This is a genomic window from Pseudomonas cremoris (genome assembly GCF_014230465.1).
In genome coordinates this window covers 420196-439868 of the sequence record NZ_JAAXCY010000001.1, presented here as the reverse complement: position 1 = coordinate 439868, position 19673 = coordinate 420196, and the positions used below count along the sequence as shown (strand labels likewise).

Annotated in this window: 17 protein-coding genes; all 17 read left to right on the top strand. The window is 59.3% G+C overall.

The genetic code is table 11. The features are described from left to right. Window positions 1-8 precede the first annotated feature (8 nt). Window positions 9-2051 (top strand): flagellar hook-associated protein FlgK, encoded by a 2043-nt coding sequence (gene flgK, locus HF257_RS02020; protein ID WP_185703638.1) that lies wholly within the window; start codon window positions 9-11, stop codon window positions 2049-2051. Window positions 2052-2065: 14 nt separating this feature from the next. Then, window positions 2066-3691, top strand: a complete 1626-nt coding sequence (locus HF257_RS02015) for a flagellar hook-associated protein 3 (protein ID WP_185703640.1) — start codon at window positions 2066-2068, stop codon at window positions 3689-3691. A 278-nt stretch (window positions 3692-3969) separates the two neighbouring features. Beyond that, a complete protein-coding gene (locus HF257_RS02010) occupies window positions 3970-4899 on the top strand; it encodes a ketoacyl-ACP synthase III (protein WP_185712016.1) in 930 nt (309 codons plus the stop codon). A 265-nt stretch (window positions 4900-5164) separates the two neighbouring features. Beyond that, the gene (locus tag HF257_RS02005) at window positions 5165-6634 is read left to right on the top strand and encodes a flagellin N-terminal helical domain-containing protein (RefSeq protein WP_185703642.1); all 1470 of its coding nucleotides are present in this window, start codon (window positions 5165-5167) and stop codon (window positions 6632-6634) included. 74 nt (window positions 6635-6708) lie between these two features. Then, the gene (locus HF257_RS02000) at window positions 6709-7059 is read left to right on the top strand and encodes a flagellar protein FlaG (protein ID WP_185703645.1); all 351 of its coding nucleotides are present in this window, start codon (window positions 6709-6711) and stop codon (window positions 7057-7059) included. Between the two features lie 82 nt (window positions 7060-7141). Further along, window positions 7142-8542 carry a flagellar filament capping protein FliD gene (gene fliD / locus HF257_RS01995; RefSeq protein ID WP_185703647.1) on the top strand — a complete coding sequence of 467 codons (1401 nt, stop codon included), beginning with the start codon at window positions 7142-7144 and terminating at the stop codon, window positions 8540-8542. Window positions 8543-8681: 139 nt separating this feature from the next. Next, entirely contained in the window at window positions 8682-9086 is a 405-nt protein-coding gene (fliS, locus tag HF257_RS01990) for a flagellar export chaperone FliS (RefSeq protein ID WP_185703649.1), read from the top strand. Window positions 9087-9127: 41 nt separating this feature from the next. Beyond that, entirely contained in the window at window positions 9128-9424 is a 297-nt protein-coding gene (locus HF257_RS01985; RefSeq protein WP_185703651.1) for a flagellar protein FliT, read from the top strand. A 169-nt stretch (window positions 9425-9593) separates the two neighbouring features. Beyond that, a complete protein-coding gene (locus tag HF257_RS01980) occupies window positions 9594-11069 on the top strand; it encodes a sigma-54 dependent transcriptional regulator (RefSeq protein WP_065909797.1) in 1476 nt (491 codons plus the stop codon). Between the two features lie 110 nt (window positions 11070-11179). Continuing rightward, window positions 11180-12391 (top strand): sensor histidine kinase, encoded by a 1212-nt coding sequence (locus HF257_RS01975; protein WP_185704353.1) that lies wholly within the window; start codon window positions 11180-11182, stop codon window positions 12389-12391. A 6-nt stretch (window positions 12392-12397) separates the two neighbouring features. Then, a complete protein-coding gene (locus HF257_RS01970; protein WP_185703653.1) occupies window positions 12398-13774 on the top strand; it encodes a sigma-54-dependent transcriptional regulator in 1377 nt (458 codons plus the stop codon). A 131-nt stretch (window positions 13775-13905) separates the two neighbouring features. Further along, complete coding sequence (gene fliE / locus HF257_RS01965) at window positions 13906-14235, top strand: flagellar hook-basal body complex protein FliE (RefSeq protein ID WP_015885194.1); 330 nt, start codon at window positions 13906-13908, stop codon at window positions 14233-14235. A gap of 16 nt (window positions 14236-14251) precedes the next feature. Then, on the top strand, window positions 14252-16030 hold the full coding sequence (fliF, locus tag HF257_RS01960; protein ID WP_185703655.1) for a flagellar basal-body MS-ring/collar protein FliF: 1779 nt from the start codon (window positions 14252-14254) through the stop codon (window positions 16028-16030). Then, window positions 16023-17042 carry a flagellar motor switch protein FliG gene (fliG, locus tag HF257_RS01955; protein ID WP_010563975.1) on the top strand — a complete coding sequence of 340 codons (1020 nt, stop codon included), beginning with the start codon at window positions 16023-16025 and terminating at the stop codon, window positions 17040-17042. Before fliF ends, fliG begins: the two co-directional genes overlap by 8 nt. A 10-nt stretch (window positions 17043-17052) precedes the next feature. Further along, window positions 17053-17817 (top strand): flagellar assembly protein FliH, encoded by a 765-nt coding sequence (fliH, locus tag HF257_RS01950; protein ID WP_185703657.1) that lies wholly within the window; start codon window positions 17053-17055, stop codon window positions 17815-17817. Continuing rightward, window positions 17807-19165, top strand: a complete 1359-nt coding sequence (gene fliI / locus HF257_RS01945) for a flagellar protein export ATPase FliI (RefSeq protein ID WP_185703659.1) — start codon at window positions 17807-17809, stop codon at window positions 19163-19165. Before fliH ends, fliI begins: the two co-directional genes overlap by 11 nt. Window positions 19166-19168: 3 nt before the next feature. Beyond that, entirely contained in the window at window positions 19169-19618 is a 450-nt protein-coding gene (gene fliJ / locus HF257_RS01940) for a flagellar export protein FliJ (RefSeq protein ID WP_185703661.1), read from the top strand. Window positions 19619-19673: the final 55 nt, after the last annotated feature.

Sequence of the window (19673 nt, the reverse complement as noted above, 5' to 3'; positions counted from 1 at the left end):
TCTGAACCATGAGTTTGCTCAGTATCGGGATGTCAGGGCTCAATGCCGCTCAAGGCTCGTTGTCGGTCTTGAGTAACAACATTGCCAACGCCAATACCGCGGGCTATTCGCGCCAGCAGACTACTCAGAACGCGAATGCCTCGAACCCTTACGGCGGCGTGTTTATCGGCACCGGTACTACCCTGGCTGACGTGCGCCGGGTGTACAACGAATTTCTCGACACGGCCTACCAGAACAGCACTGCGCTCAATAGCGATGCGGCGGCGTATCTGGATCAGGTGAGTGCGGTGGATAAGACGTTGTCGGATAAGACCACCGGCATGTCGGCAGTGCTCAGCTCATTTTTTGCTGCGGTGCAGAGCGCTTCGGCCAACCCGAGCGATGCTTCTGCGCGCCAGATCTTGCTGACCAATGCCCAGACGCTGACGAACCGCTTCAATGCGATCTCCACTCAGTTGAGCTCGCAGAAAGAGACCATCAATGGTCAGTTGACCTCCATGAGTGATCAGGTCAACCAGCTCACCTCTTCGATTGCCTCGCTGAACAAGCAGATCACCCAAGTGCAGGGCTCGACGAACACCGCACCGGCCAACCTGCTGGATGCGCGTGCTGAGGCCGTGCGCTCTTTGAATGAATTGATCGGCGTGACCGCATCTGAAAAGAACGGTGTGTTCAGTGTCAGTACGGGCACTGGCCAGTCGCTGGTGTTGGGTGACCAGTCCAACGCGATCTCTGCAGTGCCAAGTGGCAGCGACCCGACGCAATACACGATCCAGCTCAACATGCCTGGCAATACCAAGGTCGACTTGGGTAACGTGATCAGTGGCGGCAGCATCGGTGGCCTGCTGCGCTATCGCAGCGACGTGTTGAATCCGGCGATCAATGACCTGGGTCGCATCGCCATCGCCACCGCTGACACGATCAACAGTCAGTTGGGCCAGGGTCTGGACCTGAATGGTGAGTTCGGCTCGTCGATGTTCAAGGACATCAACAGCGCTGCGGCCGTCGCCCTTCGCAGTCAAGCTGCGCAAGGTAACCAGGGTGATGGCGCCCTGAATGTGACGATCAAAAACAGCAGCCAGCTGACCAACTACGACTACAAAGTTACGTTTACTGCTGCCGACAAGTATTCCGTGGTGCGTTCCGATGGCAAGGCCATGGGCAACTACACGCTGGATCCTACCCAGCCGGCTCCGGTGATCGATGGTTTCACCCTGACCCTCAATTCCGGTGCGATGCAGTCCGGCGATACGTTCAAGGTTAGCCCGACGGCCAGTGGCGCCAAGGATATCGGTGTCGTCCTCACTGACCCGAGCAAGATCGCGTTTGCCGGGCCGCTGTCCGGTGAAGCGAGCAAGACCAACCAGGGTACCGGCACTTTCACGCCGCCGACCCTGACTGTGCCTCTGGATATCGCCGGTGGCGCCGACACCGCACAGCTGCGCACGGGGATCGAATACTCGATGCCGGTGAAGATGGTGTTCGGCAAGCCAGCAGCTGATGGCACCCAGACTTACACCCTTAACAACGCCAAGGGTGATCCGATCGGTACCGGTACGATCATTCCGGGGCAGGCCAACAAGATCACTATCAACGTACCGATGCGCGGTGCGGACGGTGAATTGCTGAATCCGGCCAAGAGCTTCAGTTTTGACACCACGGTGGCGGGTTCGCCGACGGATGGTGACAGCACCACGTTCTCGTTCAATGCCACCGGCATCTCCGACAACCGTAACGCCCAACAACTGTTGAACCTGCAGACCAAGGCGACGGTAGGTGTAGCGGCGGATGGCACTGGCGGCACCAGCCTGGTGGGGGCCAACAGCAAGTTGGTGTCCACTGTCGGCGCCAAGGCTGCTGCAGCCACCACTGACACCACGGCGACCAATGCGCTGTTGACGGCCAATAAAAACGCGCGCAACTCCACGTCCCAGGTCAACCTGGACGAAGAGGCGGGCGACATGATCAAGTTTCAGCAGTACTACACCGCGTCGTCGCAGATCATCAAGGCTGCGCAAGAAACCTTCAGTACGCTGATCAATAGTCTTTAAGGGAGTCTGGGACGATGCGCATTTCTACTCAGCAGTATTACGACACCAGTGCCGCCAAGTATCAGAACAACTATTCTGGCGTGGTGCAGGCCCAGCAGCAGGCCAGTTCCGGTGTGCGTGTGCAGACCGCCGCAGACGATCCGGTTGCAGCGCAGCGTTTGCTGATGCTGCAACAGCAGAAAGATATGCTGACCCAGTACAGCGGCAACATCACCAATATCCAGAGTTCGCTGACCAACGAAGAAAGCGTGCTGACCTCGATCAGCGCGACGATTCAGGCAGCCAGCCAGTTAGCCTTGAAGGCCGGTGGCGTGACCAGCGACGCCGATCGAAAATCCATCTCGGTGGAGGTGGGAGCCCTTGAGGACCAGCTGTTGGGCTTGCTCAACAGCAAGGATGCGGCGGGCAACTACCTGTTCTCTGGCTCCAAGACCGATACCCCGCCGTATTCGCGCAACATCGACGGTACCTATAATTATCAGGGCGACGAAAACGCACTGAGCTTGCAGGTTTCCGAGACGCTGACCGTTCGTACCGGCGACACCGGCAAGACTATTCTGGAAGGGGCGGCCAATAACAGCCGCACCCAGTCCACCTATACAACGCCTGCGCCAGTACCTCCAGCGACGACGCCTTCCCAGGTCGATGACAAAAAGGTCGCCATTTCGGCCGGCCTGGTCACGTCGAGCGCCAACTACAACAAGTCGTATGCCGACGGCCAGCCGTACAAGCTGACCTTTACCAGCAGCACCCAGTACGTCGTGACGGACAAGGACGGTACCGACATCACCTCGCAGCTCCCGGGTAACGGCACGTTCGACTCCACCAAAGAGGGCAGCGCCAGCGTGAACCTGCGTGGGGTCAAGTTCGATATCACCGTCGACCTGAGTGACACGGCCACCGGGCCGGATGCGGACGCGCTGGTCAAGGGGCGTGAATTCACGCTTGCCGCCAAGCCGGACACGTTCAACGTTTCCCGTACGGCAAGCAACACGTCGGCGGCGCAGTTGACCAACGCTACTGTCAGCAATCCTGGCAAGTACGCGAGTACTTTCCCGGCTAACAGTGGTGTGCTGATCAAATTCAGCGACACCGATTCGTCGGCTTATGAGGTGTTTGCTCAGCCTTATACCGCCAACAGCAAGCCCATCGATTCCGGTGTGATCGACGCAAGCGATCCGCTCAACCCGAAGATCACCGCAGCAGGCGTTACCTTTGCGCTGAGCGGTACGCCGAACACCGGCGATCAGTTTTCGGTTGGTGCAAGCACTCAGAAAACCCAAAGTGCCCTTGATACCTTGAGCCAGTTGCGCAAAGCCCTGGAACAGCCTTCTGACGGTATCCCGGGTGCGCGGGTCAAACTTCAGGACGCCCTGAACGCCGCCGTCAGTAATCTGACCAGTTCAAGCGATCAAATCGACAACGTGCGCGGCTCTATCGGTGCGCGGCAGAACGCCCTCACTGTGCAGTCCACTGAAAACGACAGCGTTTCCCTGGCGAACAAAACCACCATGAGCGCCCTGGCCAACATCGACATGGGCGAGGCTGCCATCAACCTGACCTTGCAGCAAACCATGCTTGAAGCGTCCCAGCTGGCCTTTGTGAAAGTCTCCCAGTTGAGCCTGTTCAACAAGATGTAATCGGCAATACCTCAAGCGGCCCAGCCTGGAAACAGGCTGGGCCGTTGTCGTTTCTACGGCTTAATTGTTTGAAGGTTTTGCATAAACCACAGACAATTAGGTGACCTGTGAGTCATAAAGCGCATCTTCACTGTATCGTGTGAAAAGGATAAGTCGTCGCAGGGCCTTTACGGGGCGGCTTTCAGCGAGTTTTTTGCGGGGTTATCCCCTTTTATTGTCAGCACTCGGCGGGGCAGCTCGCGGGGTGATCTCCAGCTATTTAGTATTGGGAAGCCACAATGATTGGCATAAAAAGCATCGCCAGTTACGTGCCGGCCGACGGGATCGATAACTACGCCCAGGGTGCCAAATTCGCCAAAGATGAAGAATTCATCATTGGCAAGATCGGGTCGGCATTCCTGCCGCGCAAGGAAGCCGCGCAGGAAACCTCCGATCTGTGTGTCGAGGCGGTCAACGCTTTGTTTGCCAACAACCCGGATTTGAAGCGCGAGTCCATTGACGCGCTGATCGTCGTCACCCAGAACGGTGATGAAGAGGGTTTGCCCCACACCGCGGCCATCGTCCAGGACAAACTGGGCCTGCCGACCCACGTCGCTGCGTTCGATATTTCCCTGGGCTGCTCCGGCTACGTCTACGGTATCTACGCGATGAAGGGCTTCATGGAAGCCGCCGGCCTGAAAAACGGCCTGCTGATCACCGCCGACCCGTATTCGAAGATCGTCGACCCGGAAGACCGCAACACCACCATGCTGTTCGGTGATGCCGCCACCGCGACCTGGATGGGCGAAGACGCTCCCTGGTTGCTGGGCAAGTCGAAGTTCGGCACCGACGGTTCCGGCGCGCCGCACCTCAAGGTCAGCGATGGCGTGTTCTTCATGAATGGCCGCCAGGTATTCAACTTTGCACTGCTTAAAGTGCCGGCGCATTTGCACGAGCTGCTCAATGAGTCGGATCTCAAGGCTGACGAGATTGATGCGTTCTGCATCCACCAGGGCAGTGCGGCCATCGTCGACGCCGTGGCGCGTCGTTTTGAAGATGCGCCGGTGGACAAGTTCATCAAGGACATGGTCGAGACCGGCAACACCGTGTCGTCGAGCATTCCGCTGCTGCTGGAAAAGCACGTGATGGACGCCACCTGGAAGCGTATGGCCATCAGTGGTTTTGGTGTGGGCCTGTCGTGGGGCTCGGCGATTCTCTATCGTCCGTGACACGTTAATAGGCGGCACAACAAAACGCCGATGATCGAGAGATCATCGGCGTTTTTTATTTGGCGCCAGAAAAGCCAATGAAACCGGGGTTTTGCCCCTTGCTAAACCCTTGAATTAAAAGGGGTGGCACGGCGCCAGTAAAAAAATCAAAAAAAATCCTCAAGCAACTGCCCACCACGACGATAACTATTACGTAGGTTCTCAGGCCACACCCGGCGGTTGCCAGGGCCGGAAGCCGCAGTATCCATCCAACGAGGATTTCGTCATGGCTTTAACAGTAAACACCAACATTGCTTCGATCACTACTCAGGGCAACCTGAACAAAGCTGGCGGCGCCCTGGCCACTTCCATGCAGCGCCTGTCTTCCGGCCTGCGTATCAACAGCGCTAAAGACGACGCTGCCGGCCTGCAGATCGCTAACCGCCTGACCAGCCAAATCAACGGCCTGGGCCAAGCAGTAAAAAACGTGAACGACGGTATCTCCATCGCTCAGACCGCTGAAGGCGCGATGCAGGCTTCGACCGACATCCTGCAAAAAATGCGTACCCTGGCTCTGTCTTCCGCTACTGGTTCCCTGAGCGCTGACGACCGTAAGTCGAACAACGACGAATACCAGGCTCTGACTTCGGAACTGACCCGTATCTCGCAAACCACTACTTTCGGTGGCCAGAAGCTGCTGGACGGTTCGTACGGTACCAAGGCTATTCAGGTTGGCGCCAACGCTAACGAAACCATCAACCTGAGCCTGGAAAACGTTGCTGCCGATAACATCGGTTCGCAGCAGATCAAGTCGGCTGCACTGGCGCCTAACGCTACTGGTAATGCTGCTACCACGCTGAACGTTACTGGTAACGGCCAGACCGCTGCAGTGACCGTGGCCGCTGGCGATTCGGCCAAGACTGTTGCTGCTGGCCTGAACGGTGCCATCGGTGGCCTGAGCGCTACTGCCAGCACTCAAGTCAAGTTCTCCGTAGACGAAGTAAAGACCAAGGGCGTAACTGGTACTCCAGGTGTTCCAGCCAACTTCGAGCTGACCGTGGGCAAATCCACCGTTAAATTCGTTGGTGTAACCGACACAGCAAGCCTGGCTGACCAGCTGAAATCCAACGCCGCTAAACTGGGCATCAGCGTTAACTTCGACGAAGCTAAGGGCACTCTGGAAGTCAAGTCCGACACCGGTGAGAACCTGTCGTTCAAGGCTACTGGTACCGGTGCTGACGCGATCTCCGTTGACGTTAAAGACGGCAATGGCAAGTACGCTACCGATCTTACCGGCGGTGTCGCTACTAAACTGGGTGCTGCTGACGGTGACATCATCGTAGCTACTGGTCAGGTTTCGCTGGATTCGTCCAAAGGCTACTCCATCGCTGACGCAGCCACTGTTCCTATGTTCGGTAAAGCTGACGTGTCTTCCACGAAGATTAGCGTTGCTGAAACCGACGTAACCGACGCCTACAACGCTCAGAACGCTATCGCGATTCTGGACAAGGCCATCGGCACCATCGACGGCGTTCGTTCGGGCCTGGGTGCTACCCAGAACCGTCTGACTACCACTGCAGACAACCTGCAGAACATTCAGAAGAACTCCACCGCTGCACGTTCCACCGTTCAGGACGTCGACTTCGCTTCCGAAACCGCCGAACTGACCAAGCAACAAACCCTGCAATCGGCTTCCACTGCGATCCTGTCGCAGGCTAACCAGCTGCCATCCGCTGTACTGAAACTGCTTCAGTAATCCCAGCGCTCGGTAACTAACGGAAGGGCGCGTCTACGTGCCCTTCCGTTTTTTCGGTTTAGAGGAGATTGGACATGGACATGAGTGTAAAGCTGAACCAGTCTTATCCGCCGGTTGCCCCTCAGGGCGCACCTGCTCCAGCTGTCGCCGACAGAAGCATCAGTAAGGTCCAGGAAGTACCTGCCACAGGCCAGCAGCCTGAGCGTGCCGACCTGGAAAAAGCGGTCACCGATATTCGAGAATTCGTTCAGTCTGCCCAGCGCAGCCTGGATTTTTCCATTGATGACACCACCCACCGTGTGGTGGTCAAGGTCATCAATACCGACAATGGTGAAGTGATTCGCCAGATTCCGTCGGAAACGGCATTGAAACTGGCGCAAAGCCTGTCCAGCGCAAGCAGCTTGTTGTTTGACGACAAGGTCTGAGCTGGCATGAAACTTGTTGTTGTCATGGCTTGAGGCGTAACCAAGTCAAGATAACGGCAGCCACCGAACAGGAGATATGAAGATGGCGGGTACAACGGTAAGTGGTATCGGTTCTAACATCGATACGCAAAAAATCGTGCAGTCCTTGGTCGACGCCGAAAAGGTGCCCAAGCAGACGCAGATCAATACCGCGTCCCAGAAGGCGACTACCACGCTGTCTTCGATCGGCAAGATTCAGGCTGCCCTGGATGCCTTCCGTGGCGCCCTTGACAACATGACCACCAACTCAAGCTTTACGGGCTTGACCGGTTCATCCTCGGATGAAAAGGTCGCCACCATGACCGCCAGCAATACGGCGTCCAACGGTAGTTTTCGCCTGATTGTCGACCAGTTGGCGCAGGCCTCGAAGTTGTCGAGCAAGAACTTCTCCGGCGGCACTTCTACGGTAGTCAATGCTACCGACAAGCCGACGACCCTGACGATCAGTCAATCGGGCAAGGCCTACGACGTAAATATTCCGGCTGGCGCAACCCTGCAGCAAGTGCGGGACTCGATCAACACCCAGTTCGGCACTTCGGGGTTGAGCGCCAACATCCAGACCGACTCCAACGGTTCGCGGCTGATCCTGACCTCGACCACTATGGGTACCGGTTCGGACCTCACGCTGTCGGGTAATTCGGGGTTGGATGTCGGCTCTACAGTGGTCGATGAGCCGAAGGATGCGCTGTACAGCATCGATGGTGTCAGTTCGGTTTCCAAAACCAACAGCATTGAAGGCGCCTTGAGCGGGGTGAACATCAAGCTTGTGTCTGTTTCCGCCGTCAAGACAGGTGACACCAGTAACCCGCCGGTTAAAAACGCAACGCTCATCACGGTCAGCACCAACAACGCGGCGCTTAAGTCCGGTGTTAAAGGTTTCATTGATACCTACAACGCCTTGATCACAGCGATGAACGCCGAAACGAAAGTCACCACGAACCTCGATGGCAGCACCACGCCTGCGACCCTCACGGGTGATTCGACTATGCGTTCGCTGCAGGCCAGCATCCGTAACGAGTTCAACGCGCTGTCGGGAACCGGTGCCCTCAAATCCTTGGCGCAGTTTGGTGTCAGCACCAGCTCCACGACGGGTTTGTTGACGATGGATGACAAGAAGTGGGACAAGGCGGTGGCGACTAACGCAGCCGACATCAACAGCATGTTTTCCGGCCCTACCGGCATGCTGGCGCGTATGAAGAGCGCTACCGATGATTATGCCAAGGCCAATACTGGGATCCTCGCGACGCGTTCGACCTCGCTGTCTGACACGCTCAAGGACATCTCCAAGCAACAGTCCGCCTTGGACGAGCGCATGGACCTGCTAACCAAAAGCCTCTCCGACAAATACAACGCCATGGACACCCTGGTCGCCCAATTGCGCCAGCAAAGCACCAGTGTCATGACCACGCTCAATGCGTTGAACAACGTCAAGACCAATAGTTGATCCCACGCAATAGAAAAGGCCAGGCAACTTGCCTGGCCTTTTTTTATCGAGGGACGACTGGTGCTAAAGCTTTTTGCGACCCAGTCGACATATTGGTTACTCAAACACTTTCCGCTGTTGCCCGTCACGAGGTAGAAACATGAATCCCATGCGAGCCCTTCGCCAATACCAGAAGGTTAATTCCCATGCTCAGATCTCTGAAGCCAGTCCTCATCGTCTGGTGCAGATGCTGATGGAAGGCGGGCTGGACCGTATGGCCCAGGCCAAGGGTGCGCTGGCACGTGGCGACATCGCCACCAAGGGCCTGATGCTGGGCAAGGCGATTGATATCGTGATCGGTCTGCGTGACGGCCTGGATGCGGAAAAGAGTGATAACCCGGCTTACGTCCAACAGCTGGAAAGTCTGTACGCGTACATGACCAACCGCCTGATGGAAGCCAATCTGCACAACGATGCCGACATGATCGACGAAGTCGCGCGTTTGCTGATTACCGTAAAAGAAGGCTGGGATGCCATTGCCGCGCCACAGGCTGTTACCGAGTAAGGCGCAGCAGAGAAGGGCCTGAAGGCCTTGAGGAATACGTCATGAGCCAAGCACTGCAACGCATTGATGAAACCCGTGAGGCGCTGATGGGCGCGCTGGCGGACCGTAACTGGGACGCCATCGGCGAGCTGGATATCGGCTGTCGCGACGTGATCGAGCAAGTGCTCAATGAGCCGCCGGTGGACGAGGATGCGCTGCGGGAGAAGCTTGAAAAGTTGCTGGAGGTTTATCAGCAATTGCTTGAGGTGACGACGGGCGAACGGCAGGCGATTTTCGAAGAGATGTCGCAGATCAACCGAGCGAAAAATGCGTCAAAGGTTTACCATCTGTTCGGCTGAACTGGCTCAGTTAATCCGAACGCGCGTCATAAATTTGACTGCGCGCGATTTTTTGACTTAACTAGTGCTGTTTTCAGAATTCAGACGGCTGTAATGCAGAAAATGCCTACAGCCATCTAGATTGCCCCGACTCGAGGGCATTTGAGTTAACTAGGGAAGTTGCTATTGCATGTGGCGTGAAACCAAAATTCTGCTGATTGATGACGATAGCGTCCGCCGCCGCGATTTAGCGGTGATTTTGAATTTTCTTGGCGAAGAAAATTTACCCTGTGGTAGCCATGACTGGCAGCAGGCAGTCAGCTCATTGTCGTCGAGCCGTGAAGTCATTTGTGTGCTGATCGGGACGGTAAACGCTCCTGGCGCAGTTCTGGGCTTGTTAAAGACACTGTCAACCTGGGATGAGTTCCTTCCGGTTTTGCTAATGGGCGATATTTCTTCTATCGACCTGCCGGAAGACCAGCGCCGCCGCGTGCTTTCCACCCTGGAAATGCCGCCCAGCTACAGCAAATTGCTCGACTCCCTGCACCGTGCCCAGGTCTATCGCGAGATGTACGACCAGGCCCGCGAGCGCGGCCGTCACCGCGAACCCAACCTGTTCCGCAGCCTGGTCGGCACCAGCCGTGCGATCCAGCACGTGCGTCAGATGATGCAGCAGGTGGCCGATACCGACGCCAGCGTGCTGATCCTCGGCGAGTCCGGTACCGGCAAGGAAGTGGTCGCGCGCAACCTGCACTACCACTCCAAGCGCCGCGACGGGCCTTTTGTGCCGGTCAACTGCGGGGCGATCCCTGCAGAGCTGCTGGAAAGCGAACTGTTCGGCCACGAGAAGGGCGCCTTTACCGGTGCAATCACCAGCCGTGCCGGGCGTTTCGAACTGGCCAACGGCGGTACCCTGTTCCTCGACGAAATCGGCGACATGCCACTGCCGATGCAGGTCAAGCTGCTCCGTGTGCTGCAGGAACGTACCTTCGAGCGCGTGGGCAGCAACAAGACCCAGAGCGTCGACGTGCGCATCATTGCCGCCACCCACAAGAACCTCGAAAGCATGATCGAGGTCGGCAGCTTCCGCGAAGACCTGTACTACCGCCTCAACGTATTCCCAATCGAGATGGCCCCGCTGCGTGAGCGCGTGGAAGACATCCCGCTGCTGATGAACGAACTGATCTCGCGCATGGAACACGAAAAGCGCGGTTCGATTCGCTTCAACTCCGCCGCGATCATGTCCCTGTGCCGTCACGGCTGGCCGGGCAACGTCCGCGAACTCGCCAACCTGGTGGAGCGCATGGCGATCATGCATCCGTACGGGGTGATCGGCGTGGTCGAGCTGCCGAAGAAATTCCGCTACGTCGACGACGAAGACGAACAGTTGGTGGACAGCCTGCGCAGCGACATGGAAGAACGGGTAGCCATCAACGGCCATACCCCGGACTTCGGTTCCACCGCCATGCTGCCGCCGGAAGGCCTGGACTTGAAGGACTACCTCGGCAACCTGGAACAAGGCCTGATCCAACAGGCATTGGACGACGCCAACGGCATCGTTGCGCGTGCGGCCGAGCGCCTGCGCATCCGTCGTACTACCCTGGTGGAGAAGATGCGCAAGTACGGCATGAGCCGCAAAGAAGGTGATGAACAGGCGGATGATTGACGCCTGTTTTTTAAGCGACTGAAATATCAGTCGTTTTTTTTAGGCACGGGTATTGCTACAGCCCTCGCAACGTTCCGTTTAACTGACGGTCAGCCAAGCGAGAGAGCATGATGCCCCACGCCGCCCAACTATCTTCGGTCCCTGATGCCCAGGGGCCTGCCCCGTCTGTCGAGCAGCTCAGCCGCAATGGCCTGGAACAGGCCTTTTCGCTGTTCAACCAGATGTCGAGCCAACTCACTGACTCCTACAGCCTGCTGGAAGCCCGGGTCTCCGAACTCAAGGGCGAGTTGGCTGTGGTCAGCGCCCAGCGCATGGAAGAACTGGCCGAGAAAGAGCGCCTGGCCAACCGTCTGCAAAACCTGCTGACGCTGTTGCCCGGTGGCGTCATCGTCATCGACGACCAGGGCCGTGTGCGCGAAGCCAACCCGGCGGCCTGTGACATGCTCGGCCTGCCGCTGGAAGGCGAGCTGTGGCGCCATGTCATCACCCGCTGCTTTGCGCCGCGTGAAGACGACGGCCATGAGATCTCCCTGAAAGACGGGCGCCGCCTGTCCATCGCCACTCGCTCCCTGGACGCCGAGCCCGGCCAACTGGTGCTGCTCAACGACCTGACTGAAACCCGTCACCTGCAAGACCAATTGGCGCGGCATGAGCGTTTGTCGTCGCTGGGCAGGATGGTCGCTTCTTTGGCGCATCAGATCCGCACGCCGTTGTCGGCCGCGTTGATATACGCCAGTCATTTGACTGATGAACAATTGCCTGCCGCGACCCAGCAGCGTTTTGCCGGTCGTCTCAAGGAGCGCTTGCATGAGTTGGAACACCAAGTGCGTGACATGCTGGTGTTTGCCCGTGGCGAATTGCCGCTGACCGACCGCATCACGCCTTCCGAACTGATGCAGGCCCTGCAAGCGGCGGCGGCGACTCATATTCAAGAATCCCAAGTCCGCTGGCAGTGCGACAGCCATCTCGGCGAGCTGCTGTGCAACCGCGACACGCTGGTGGGTGCGTTGCTCAACCTGATCGAAAACGCCACCCAGGCCAGCGGCGCCGGCGCGCGGCTCAAGGTACACCTTTACAGTCGCGAGCAAACCCTGCGCCTGTGCATCAGTGACAGCGGCAGTGGCATCGACCCGGTTGTGTTGCAGCGTCTGGGCGAACCCTTTTTCACCACCAAGACCAACGGAACTGGCTTGGGCCTGACCGTGGTCAAGGCCGTGGCACGCGCCCATCAGGGAGAATTGCAGCTGCATTCCCGGTTGGGGCGTGGCACTTGTGCATTGATGACCTTGCCGCTGTTTTCTGGCGCGGCAAGCGCGGAGTAATCGAACATGGCAATCAAGGTTTTATTGGTAGAAGACGACCGCGCCCTGCGTGAAGCACTGGCCGACACGCTGCTGTTGGCGGGCCACGACTACCGGGCGGTGGGTTCTGCCGAGGACGCCTTGGAAGCCGTCGAGCAAGAGTCGTTCAGCCTGGTGGTCAGTGACGTGAACATGCCCGGCATGGACGGTCACCAGTTGCTCGGCCTGTTGCGTGCGCGCCAGCCGCAATTGCCCGTGCTGTTGATGACCGCTCACGGCGCCGTGGAGCGTGCAGTGGATGCGATGCGTCAAGGCGCTGCCGATTACCTGGTCAAGCCGTTCGAACCCAAGGCCTTGATCGAACTGGTGGCGCGACATGCCCTGGGTGTGGTCTCAGCGGTCGAAGGTGAAGGCCCGATCGCCTTCGAACCTGCCAGCGCCCAGTTACTGGAACTGGCGGCCCGCGTGGCGCGCAGTGACTCTACCGTGTTGATCTCTGGCGAGTCCGGCACCGGCAAGGAAGTGCTGGCGCGGTATATTCACCAGCAATCGAGTCGCGCCAAGCAGCCGTTTATCGCGATCAATTGCGCGGCGATCCCCGACAACATGCTCGAAGCCACCTTGTTCGGCCATGAAAAGGGCTCGTTCACGGGCGCCATCGCGGCGCAGGCCGGCAAGTTCGAACAAGCCGATGGCGGCACTATCCTGCTCGACGAAATCTCGGAAATGCCCCTGGGCCTGCAAGCCAAGCTGTTGCGCGTGCTGCAGGAGCGCGAAGTGGAGCGCGTCGGCGCACGCAAGCCGATCCAGTTGGATATCCGCGTGGTCGCCACCACCAACCGCGATCTGGCGGGTGAAGTGGCGGCGGGGCGCTTCCGTGAAGATTTGTTCTACCGCTTGTCGGTGTTCCCGCTGGCCTGGCGCCCACTGCGAGAGCGCCCGGCAGATATCATCCCGCTGGCCGAGCGTCTGCTGAACAACCACGTCAAAAAAATGAAGCATGCCCAGGCGCGACTGTCGTCCGAGGCCCAGGCCTGTCTGATCAGCTATCCGTGGCCCGGCAACGTGCGTGAGCTGGACAACGCGATCCAGCGCGCGCTCATTTTGCAGCAGGGTGGCCTGATCCAGCCTCAGGATTTCTGCCTGGCCATGGGCAGCGGCGCCGCGCCATTGCCCACCTTGGCGCCAGCGCCGGTGGTGGCTGAAGCCGAATCTGCGGGAGCGTTGGGCGACGATCTGCGTCGCCGCGAATTCCAGATGATCATCGACACCCTGCGCGCCGAACGCGGCCGTCGCAAGGAGGCTGCCGAGCGCCTGGGTATCAGCCCGCGCACCTTGCGCTACAAGCTGGCCCAGATGCGCGATGCCGGGATGGACGTAGAAGCGTATCTATTCGCCACTTGATTGGTATCTAAGCCGATAAGGTTTGTCGCCTTTTCTTACGTGTTGCTACAGAGCTGGCACCCTTGTTGCTACCTCCCCTAGTAATTGCGGCGTAGCGTCAAAAAAATGCGGGTTGTCGGAGAGAGAAGGTCATGAGCCAGGGTATTGAGTTCAATCGGTTGATGTTGGATATGCGCTCCATGCAAATGGATGCCATGGCTCAACCGAAATCCGTCGCGCCAGCGCCGGAATTGGGCCAAAGCAGTTTCGCCGACATGCTCGGCCAGGCAATCAATAAAGTCAGTGACACCCAACAAGCGTCGAGTCAGTTGGCCAACGCCTTCGAGATCGGCAAGAGCGGTGTGGACCTTACCGACGTCATGGTTGCTTCGCAGAAGGCCAGCGTCTCCTTTCAGGCCTTGACCCAAGTGCGTAACAAGCTGGTTCAGGCTTATCAAGACATCATGCAGATGCCGGTTTAAGGACGAGATTTAAGTCATGGCAGAAGCAGTCGTGGACAACGTACCCGCCAAGGCAGACGGCAAGCCGCCGCTGTTTGGCCTGTCGTTCCTGGAAAATCTCTCTGAAATGACCATGTTGCGTCAGGTGGGCCTGATGGTCGGCCTGGCTGCCAGCGTGGCGATTGGTTTTGCCGTGGTGTTGTGGTCGCAGCAACCCGATTACCGGCCGCTGTACGGCAGCCTGGCAGGCATGGATTCCAAGCAGATCATGGAAACCCTGGCCGCCGCCGATATTGCCTACACCGTGGAGCCCAACTCCGGTGCCTTGCTGGTCAAGGCCGATGACGTGGCCCGTGCACGCATGAAGCTGGCAGCGGCTGGCGTGACGCCGTCCGACAGCAATATCGGTTTCGAAATCCTCGACAAGGACCAGGGCCTGGGTACCTCCCAGTTCATGGAAGCCACCCGTTACCGCCGTGGCTTGGAAGGCGAGTTGGCCCGCACCATCTCCAGCCTGAACAACGTCAAGGCTGCCCGCGTGCACCTGGCCATTCCGAAAAGCTCGGTGTTTGTGCGCGATGAGCGCAAGCCAAGCGCCTCGGTACTGGTGGAGCTGTTCTCGGGCCGTTCCCTGGAACCTGGCCAGGTCTTGGCGATCATCAACCTGGTGGCCACCAGCGTTCCCGAGTTGAGCAAGTCGCAAATTACCGTGGTGGACCAAAAGGGCAACCTGCTGTCCGACATGGCAGAAAACTCCGCGCTGACCCAGGCCGGCAAGCAGTTCGACTACAGCCGCCGCATGGAAAGCATGCTGACGCAGCGTGTGCACAACATCCTGCAGCCGGTGCTGGGCAACGACCGCTACAAGGCCGAAGTGTCTGCCGACGTGGACTTCAGCGCCGTCGAGTCGACCTCCGAGCAGTTCAACCCGGACCAGCCGGCCCTGCGCAGCGAGCAGTCCACCAGCGAACAACGCACCGCCGCCAATGGCCCGCCGCAAGGCGTACCGGGTGCCTTGAGCAACCAGCCGCCAGCGCCGGCCTCGGCTCCGCAAACCACGGGTGGCGCCGCAGCCACCGCTGGCGCGATCCAGCCTGGCCAGCCACTGCTGGATGCCAACGGTCAGCAGATCATGGACCCGGCCACCGGCCAGCCAATGCTTGCGCCGTACCCGGCGGACAAACGTAACCAATCCACCAAGAACTTCGAACTCGACCGTTCCATCAGCCACACCAAGCAACAACAGGGTCGCGTCAATCGCCTGTCGGTTTCGGTGGTGGTGGATGACCAGGTCAAGGTCAATCCGGCGGACGGCAGCATTACCCGTGCGCCGTGGGGCGCCGACGAATTGGCGCGCTTCACTCGCCTGGTGCAGGACGCCGTCGGTTTTGACGCCAGCCGTGGTGACAGCGTCAGCGTGATCAACATGCCGTTCTCCGCCGAGCGTGGCGAAGTGATCGCTGAAGCGGCGTTCTACACCCAGCCGTGGTTCTGGGACATCGTCAAGCAAGTGCTGGGTGTGTTGTTCATCCTGGTGCTGGTGTTCGGCGTGCTGCGCCCGGTGCTCAACAACATCACCGGCAACGGCAAGAAGCAACTGGCGCTGGCCGGTGGCGACGTGGAACTGGGTGGCATGGGCGGCCTGGACGGCGAACTGGCCAACGACCGCGTCAGCCTCGGCGGCCCGCAAAGCATCCTGTTGCCAAGCCCGAGCGAAGGCTATGACGCTCAGTTGAACGCAATCAAGAGTCTGGTGGCAGAAGACCCGGGCCGTGTGGCCCAGGTCGTGAAAGAGTGGATCAACGCAGATGAGTGATAATCGAGCCGCTGTTGCCAAGCTCACCAAGGTCGATAAAGCCGCCGTGTTGCTGCTGTCCCTGGGTGAAACCGACGCCGCCCAAGTGCTGCGCCACATGGGCCCCAAAGAGGTCCAGCGAGTAGGCGTGGCCATGGCGCAGATGCGCAATGTGCACCGTGAGCAAGTCGAGCAGGTGATGAGCGAGTTCGTCGAGATCGTCGGCGACCAGACCAGCCTGGGTGTTGGCTCCGACAGCTACATCCGCAAGATGCTCACCTCGGCCCTGGGCGAAGACAAGGCCAACGGCCTGATCGACCGCATCCTGCTGGGTGGCAACACCAGCGGTCTCGACAGCCTCAAGTGGATGGAGCCGCGTGCTGTCGCCGACGTGATCCGCTACGAACACCCGCAGATCCAGGCCATCGTCGTTGCTTACCTGGACCCGGACCAAGCCGGTGAAGTGCTTGGTCACTTCGACCATAAAGTGCGCCTGGACATCATCCTGCGCGTGTCGTCGCTGAACACTGTGCAGCCGGCTGCCTTGAAAGAACTCAACACGATTCTGGAGAAGCAGTTCTCCGGCAATTCCAACGCTTCGCGCACCACCTTGGGTGGCATCAAGCGCGCGGCCGACATCATGAACTTCCTCGACAGCTCGGTCGAAGGCCAGTTGATGGACTCGATCCGCGAGATCGACGACACCCTGTCCGGCCAGATCGAAGACCTCATGTTCGTGTTCAACAACCTCTCCGATGTCGACGACCGTGGCATCCAGGCGTTGCTGCGCGAAGTGTCCTCCGACGTGCTGGTGCTGGCGCTCAAGGGCTCCGACGAAGGCGTCAAGGAGAAGATCTTCAAGAACATGTCCAAGCGTGCCTCCGAGCTGTTGCGCGACGACCTCGAAGCCAAAGGCCCAGTGCGCGTCAGCGATGTGGAAACCGCGCAGAAAGAAATCCTCACCATTGCCCGCCGTATGGCCGAAGCCGGAGAAATCGTTCTCGGCGGGAAGGGCGGCGAAGAAATGATCTAAGGCGCCTCTGATGTCGAACAAAGATGAGGCACCCAGCGATCTGATTCGCGCACGGGATGTCGGCGGGTTCGACATCTGGTCGTTGCCCAGCTTCGACCCGCATGTGCCGGAGCCAGAGCCGGAACCAGAGCCCGAACTGCCGGTGGAGTCCGAGGAAGTGCCGCTGGAAGAAGTCCAGCCACTGACCCTGGAAGAGTTGGAGAGCATCCGCCAGGAAGCCTACAACGAAGGCTTCGCCGCGGGTGAAAAGGATGGCTTTCGCGCAACGACGCTCAAGGTGCGCCAGGAGGCCGAGGCGGCGCTGGCCGTCAAGTTGGAGAGCCTGGAACGCTTGATGGGCGTGCTGTTCGACCCTATCGCCGAGCAGGATTCGCAGATCGAAAAAGCCATGGTTGGCCTGGTTGAGCACATCGCTCGCCAGGTGATCCAGCGTGAGCTGGTGCTGGACTCCAGCCATATCGAAAGCGTCATGCGCGAAGCCCTCAAGCTGCTGCCCCTGGGCGTGGGCAACGTGCGGCTGTACATCAATCCCCAGGATTTCGAACAGGTCAAAGCCCTGCGCGAGCGCCATGAAGAAACCTGGCGCATCGTCGAAGATGCCGCATTGCAGCCCGGTGGTTGCCGCGTCGAGACCGAACACAGCCGTATCGATGCCACAGTTGAAACCCGCATCAGCCAGATCATGGCCAAGTTGCTGGACCAGGTTCACGAGCAGGTATTGAATCCGGCCGAACCTGACCTGAGCGTGGACCTGGACGCCCCCGATGCGCCTTGATCGCACCAGCTTCGCCAAGCGCCTGGGCAGCTATGCCGAGGCCACTGAGTTGCCCGGCCAGCCGATCCTCGAAGGACGCCTGTTGCGTATGGTCGGCCTGACCCTCGAAGCCGAAGGCCTGCGCGCCGCCATGGGCAGCCGCTGCATGGTGATCAACGACGACAGCTACCACCCGGTGCAGGTTGAAGCTGAAGTGATGGGTTTCTCCGGCAACAAGATTTTCCTGATGCCTGTTGGCAGCCTGGCGGGCATCGCCCCCGGCGCCCGCGTGGTGCCGTTGGCCGACACCGGTCGCTTGCCGATGGGCATGAGCATGCTTGGTCGTGTGCTCGACGGCGCCGGGCGTGCGCTGGACGGTAAGGGCGGCATGAAGGCCGAAGACTGGGTGCCGATGGACGGCCCGACCATCAACCCCCTCAACCGTAACCCCATCAGCGTGCCGCTGGACGTGGGCATTCGTAGCATCAACGGATTATTGACGGTGGGCCGTGGCCAGCGTCTGGGCCTGTTTGCCGGTACCGGTGTGGGTAAGTCCGTACTGCTGGGCATGATGACCCGCTTCACCGAAGCCGACATCATCGTGGTGGGGCTGATCGGCGAGCGGGGCCGTGAGGTGAAGGAGTTCATCGAGCACAGCCTGGGTGAAGAGGGCCTCAAGCGTTCGGTGGTGGTGGCATCGCCAGCCGATGACGCGCCCTTGATGCGTTTGCGCGCCGCCATGTACTGCACGCGTATCGCCGAATATTTTCGCGACAAGGGCAAGAACGTCTTGTTGCTGATGGATTCGCTCACACGTTTTGCCCAGGCCCAGCGGGAAATCGCCCTGGCCATTGGCGAGCCGCCGGCCACCAAGGGTTATCCGCCGTCAGTGTTCGCCAAGCTGCCCAAGCTGGTGGAACGCGCCGGTAACGCCGAGGCCGGTGGTGGCTCGATCACCGCGTTCTACACCGTGCTGTCCGAAGGCGATGACCAGCAAGACCCGATTGCCGACTCGGCGCGGGGCGTGCTCGACGGTCACATAGTGCTGTCGCGGCGCCTGGCGGAAGAAGGGCACTACCCCGCCATCGATATCGAAGCGTCCATCAGCCGGGTCATGCCGTCGGTGGTCACGCCGCAGCACATGGCCCGCGCGCAACAATTCAAACAGCTGTGGTCGCGTTATCAGCAGAGCCGCGACTTGATCAGCGTGGGTGCCTACGTGGCCGGTGGTGACCGCGAGACCGACCTGGCGATTGCCCTGCAACCGCAACTGGTGACCTACCTGCGCCAGGGTCTTAACGACAAGATCAGCATGGGCGAAAGCGAAGCGCACCTGGGCTCGATCTTCGCCCCGGCGCCAGGCGGCTAAGCCATGGCAAGCAACCGCTCTTCACGCCTGGCCCCAGTGGTCGACATGGCCGAAAAAGCCGAAAAGACCGCCGTGCAGCGCCTGGGTTATTTCCAGGGGCAGGTGCGCTTGGCGGAAAGCAAACTGGGCGACCTGGAGCGCTTTCGTGGCGAATACCAGCAGCAGTGGATCGAACGCGGTACCAAAGGTGTGTCGGGGCAATGGTTGATGGGCTACCAGGGCTTCCTTAACCAGCTTGAGACGGCGGTGGACCAACAGCGTCAGAGCCTGGCGTGGCACCAGACCAACCTTGATCGCGCGCGGGAGAGCTGGCAGGCGGCGTTTGCCCGCGTTGAAGGGCTGCGCAAGCTGGTGCAGCGCTATATCGACGAAGCGCGGGCCATTGAAGACAAGCGCGAGCAGAAGCTGCTCGATGAACTGTCCCAACGCCTCCCACGCCAATCGCAATACTAGCTCCCACATTTGATACTGCGTGTTGCTCGCATCGCCTTCACCTGCTAAACCTTGT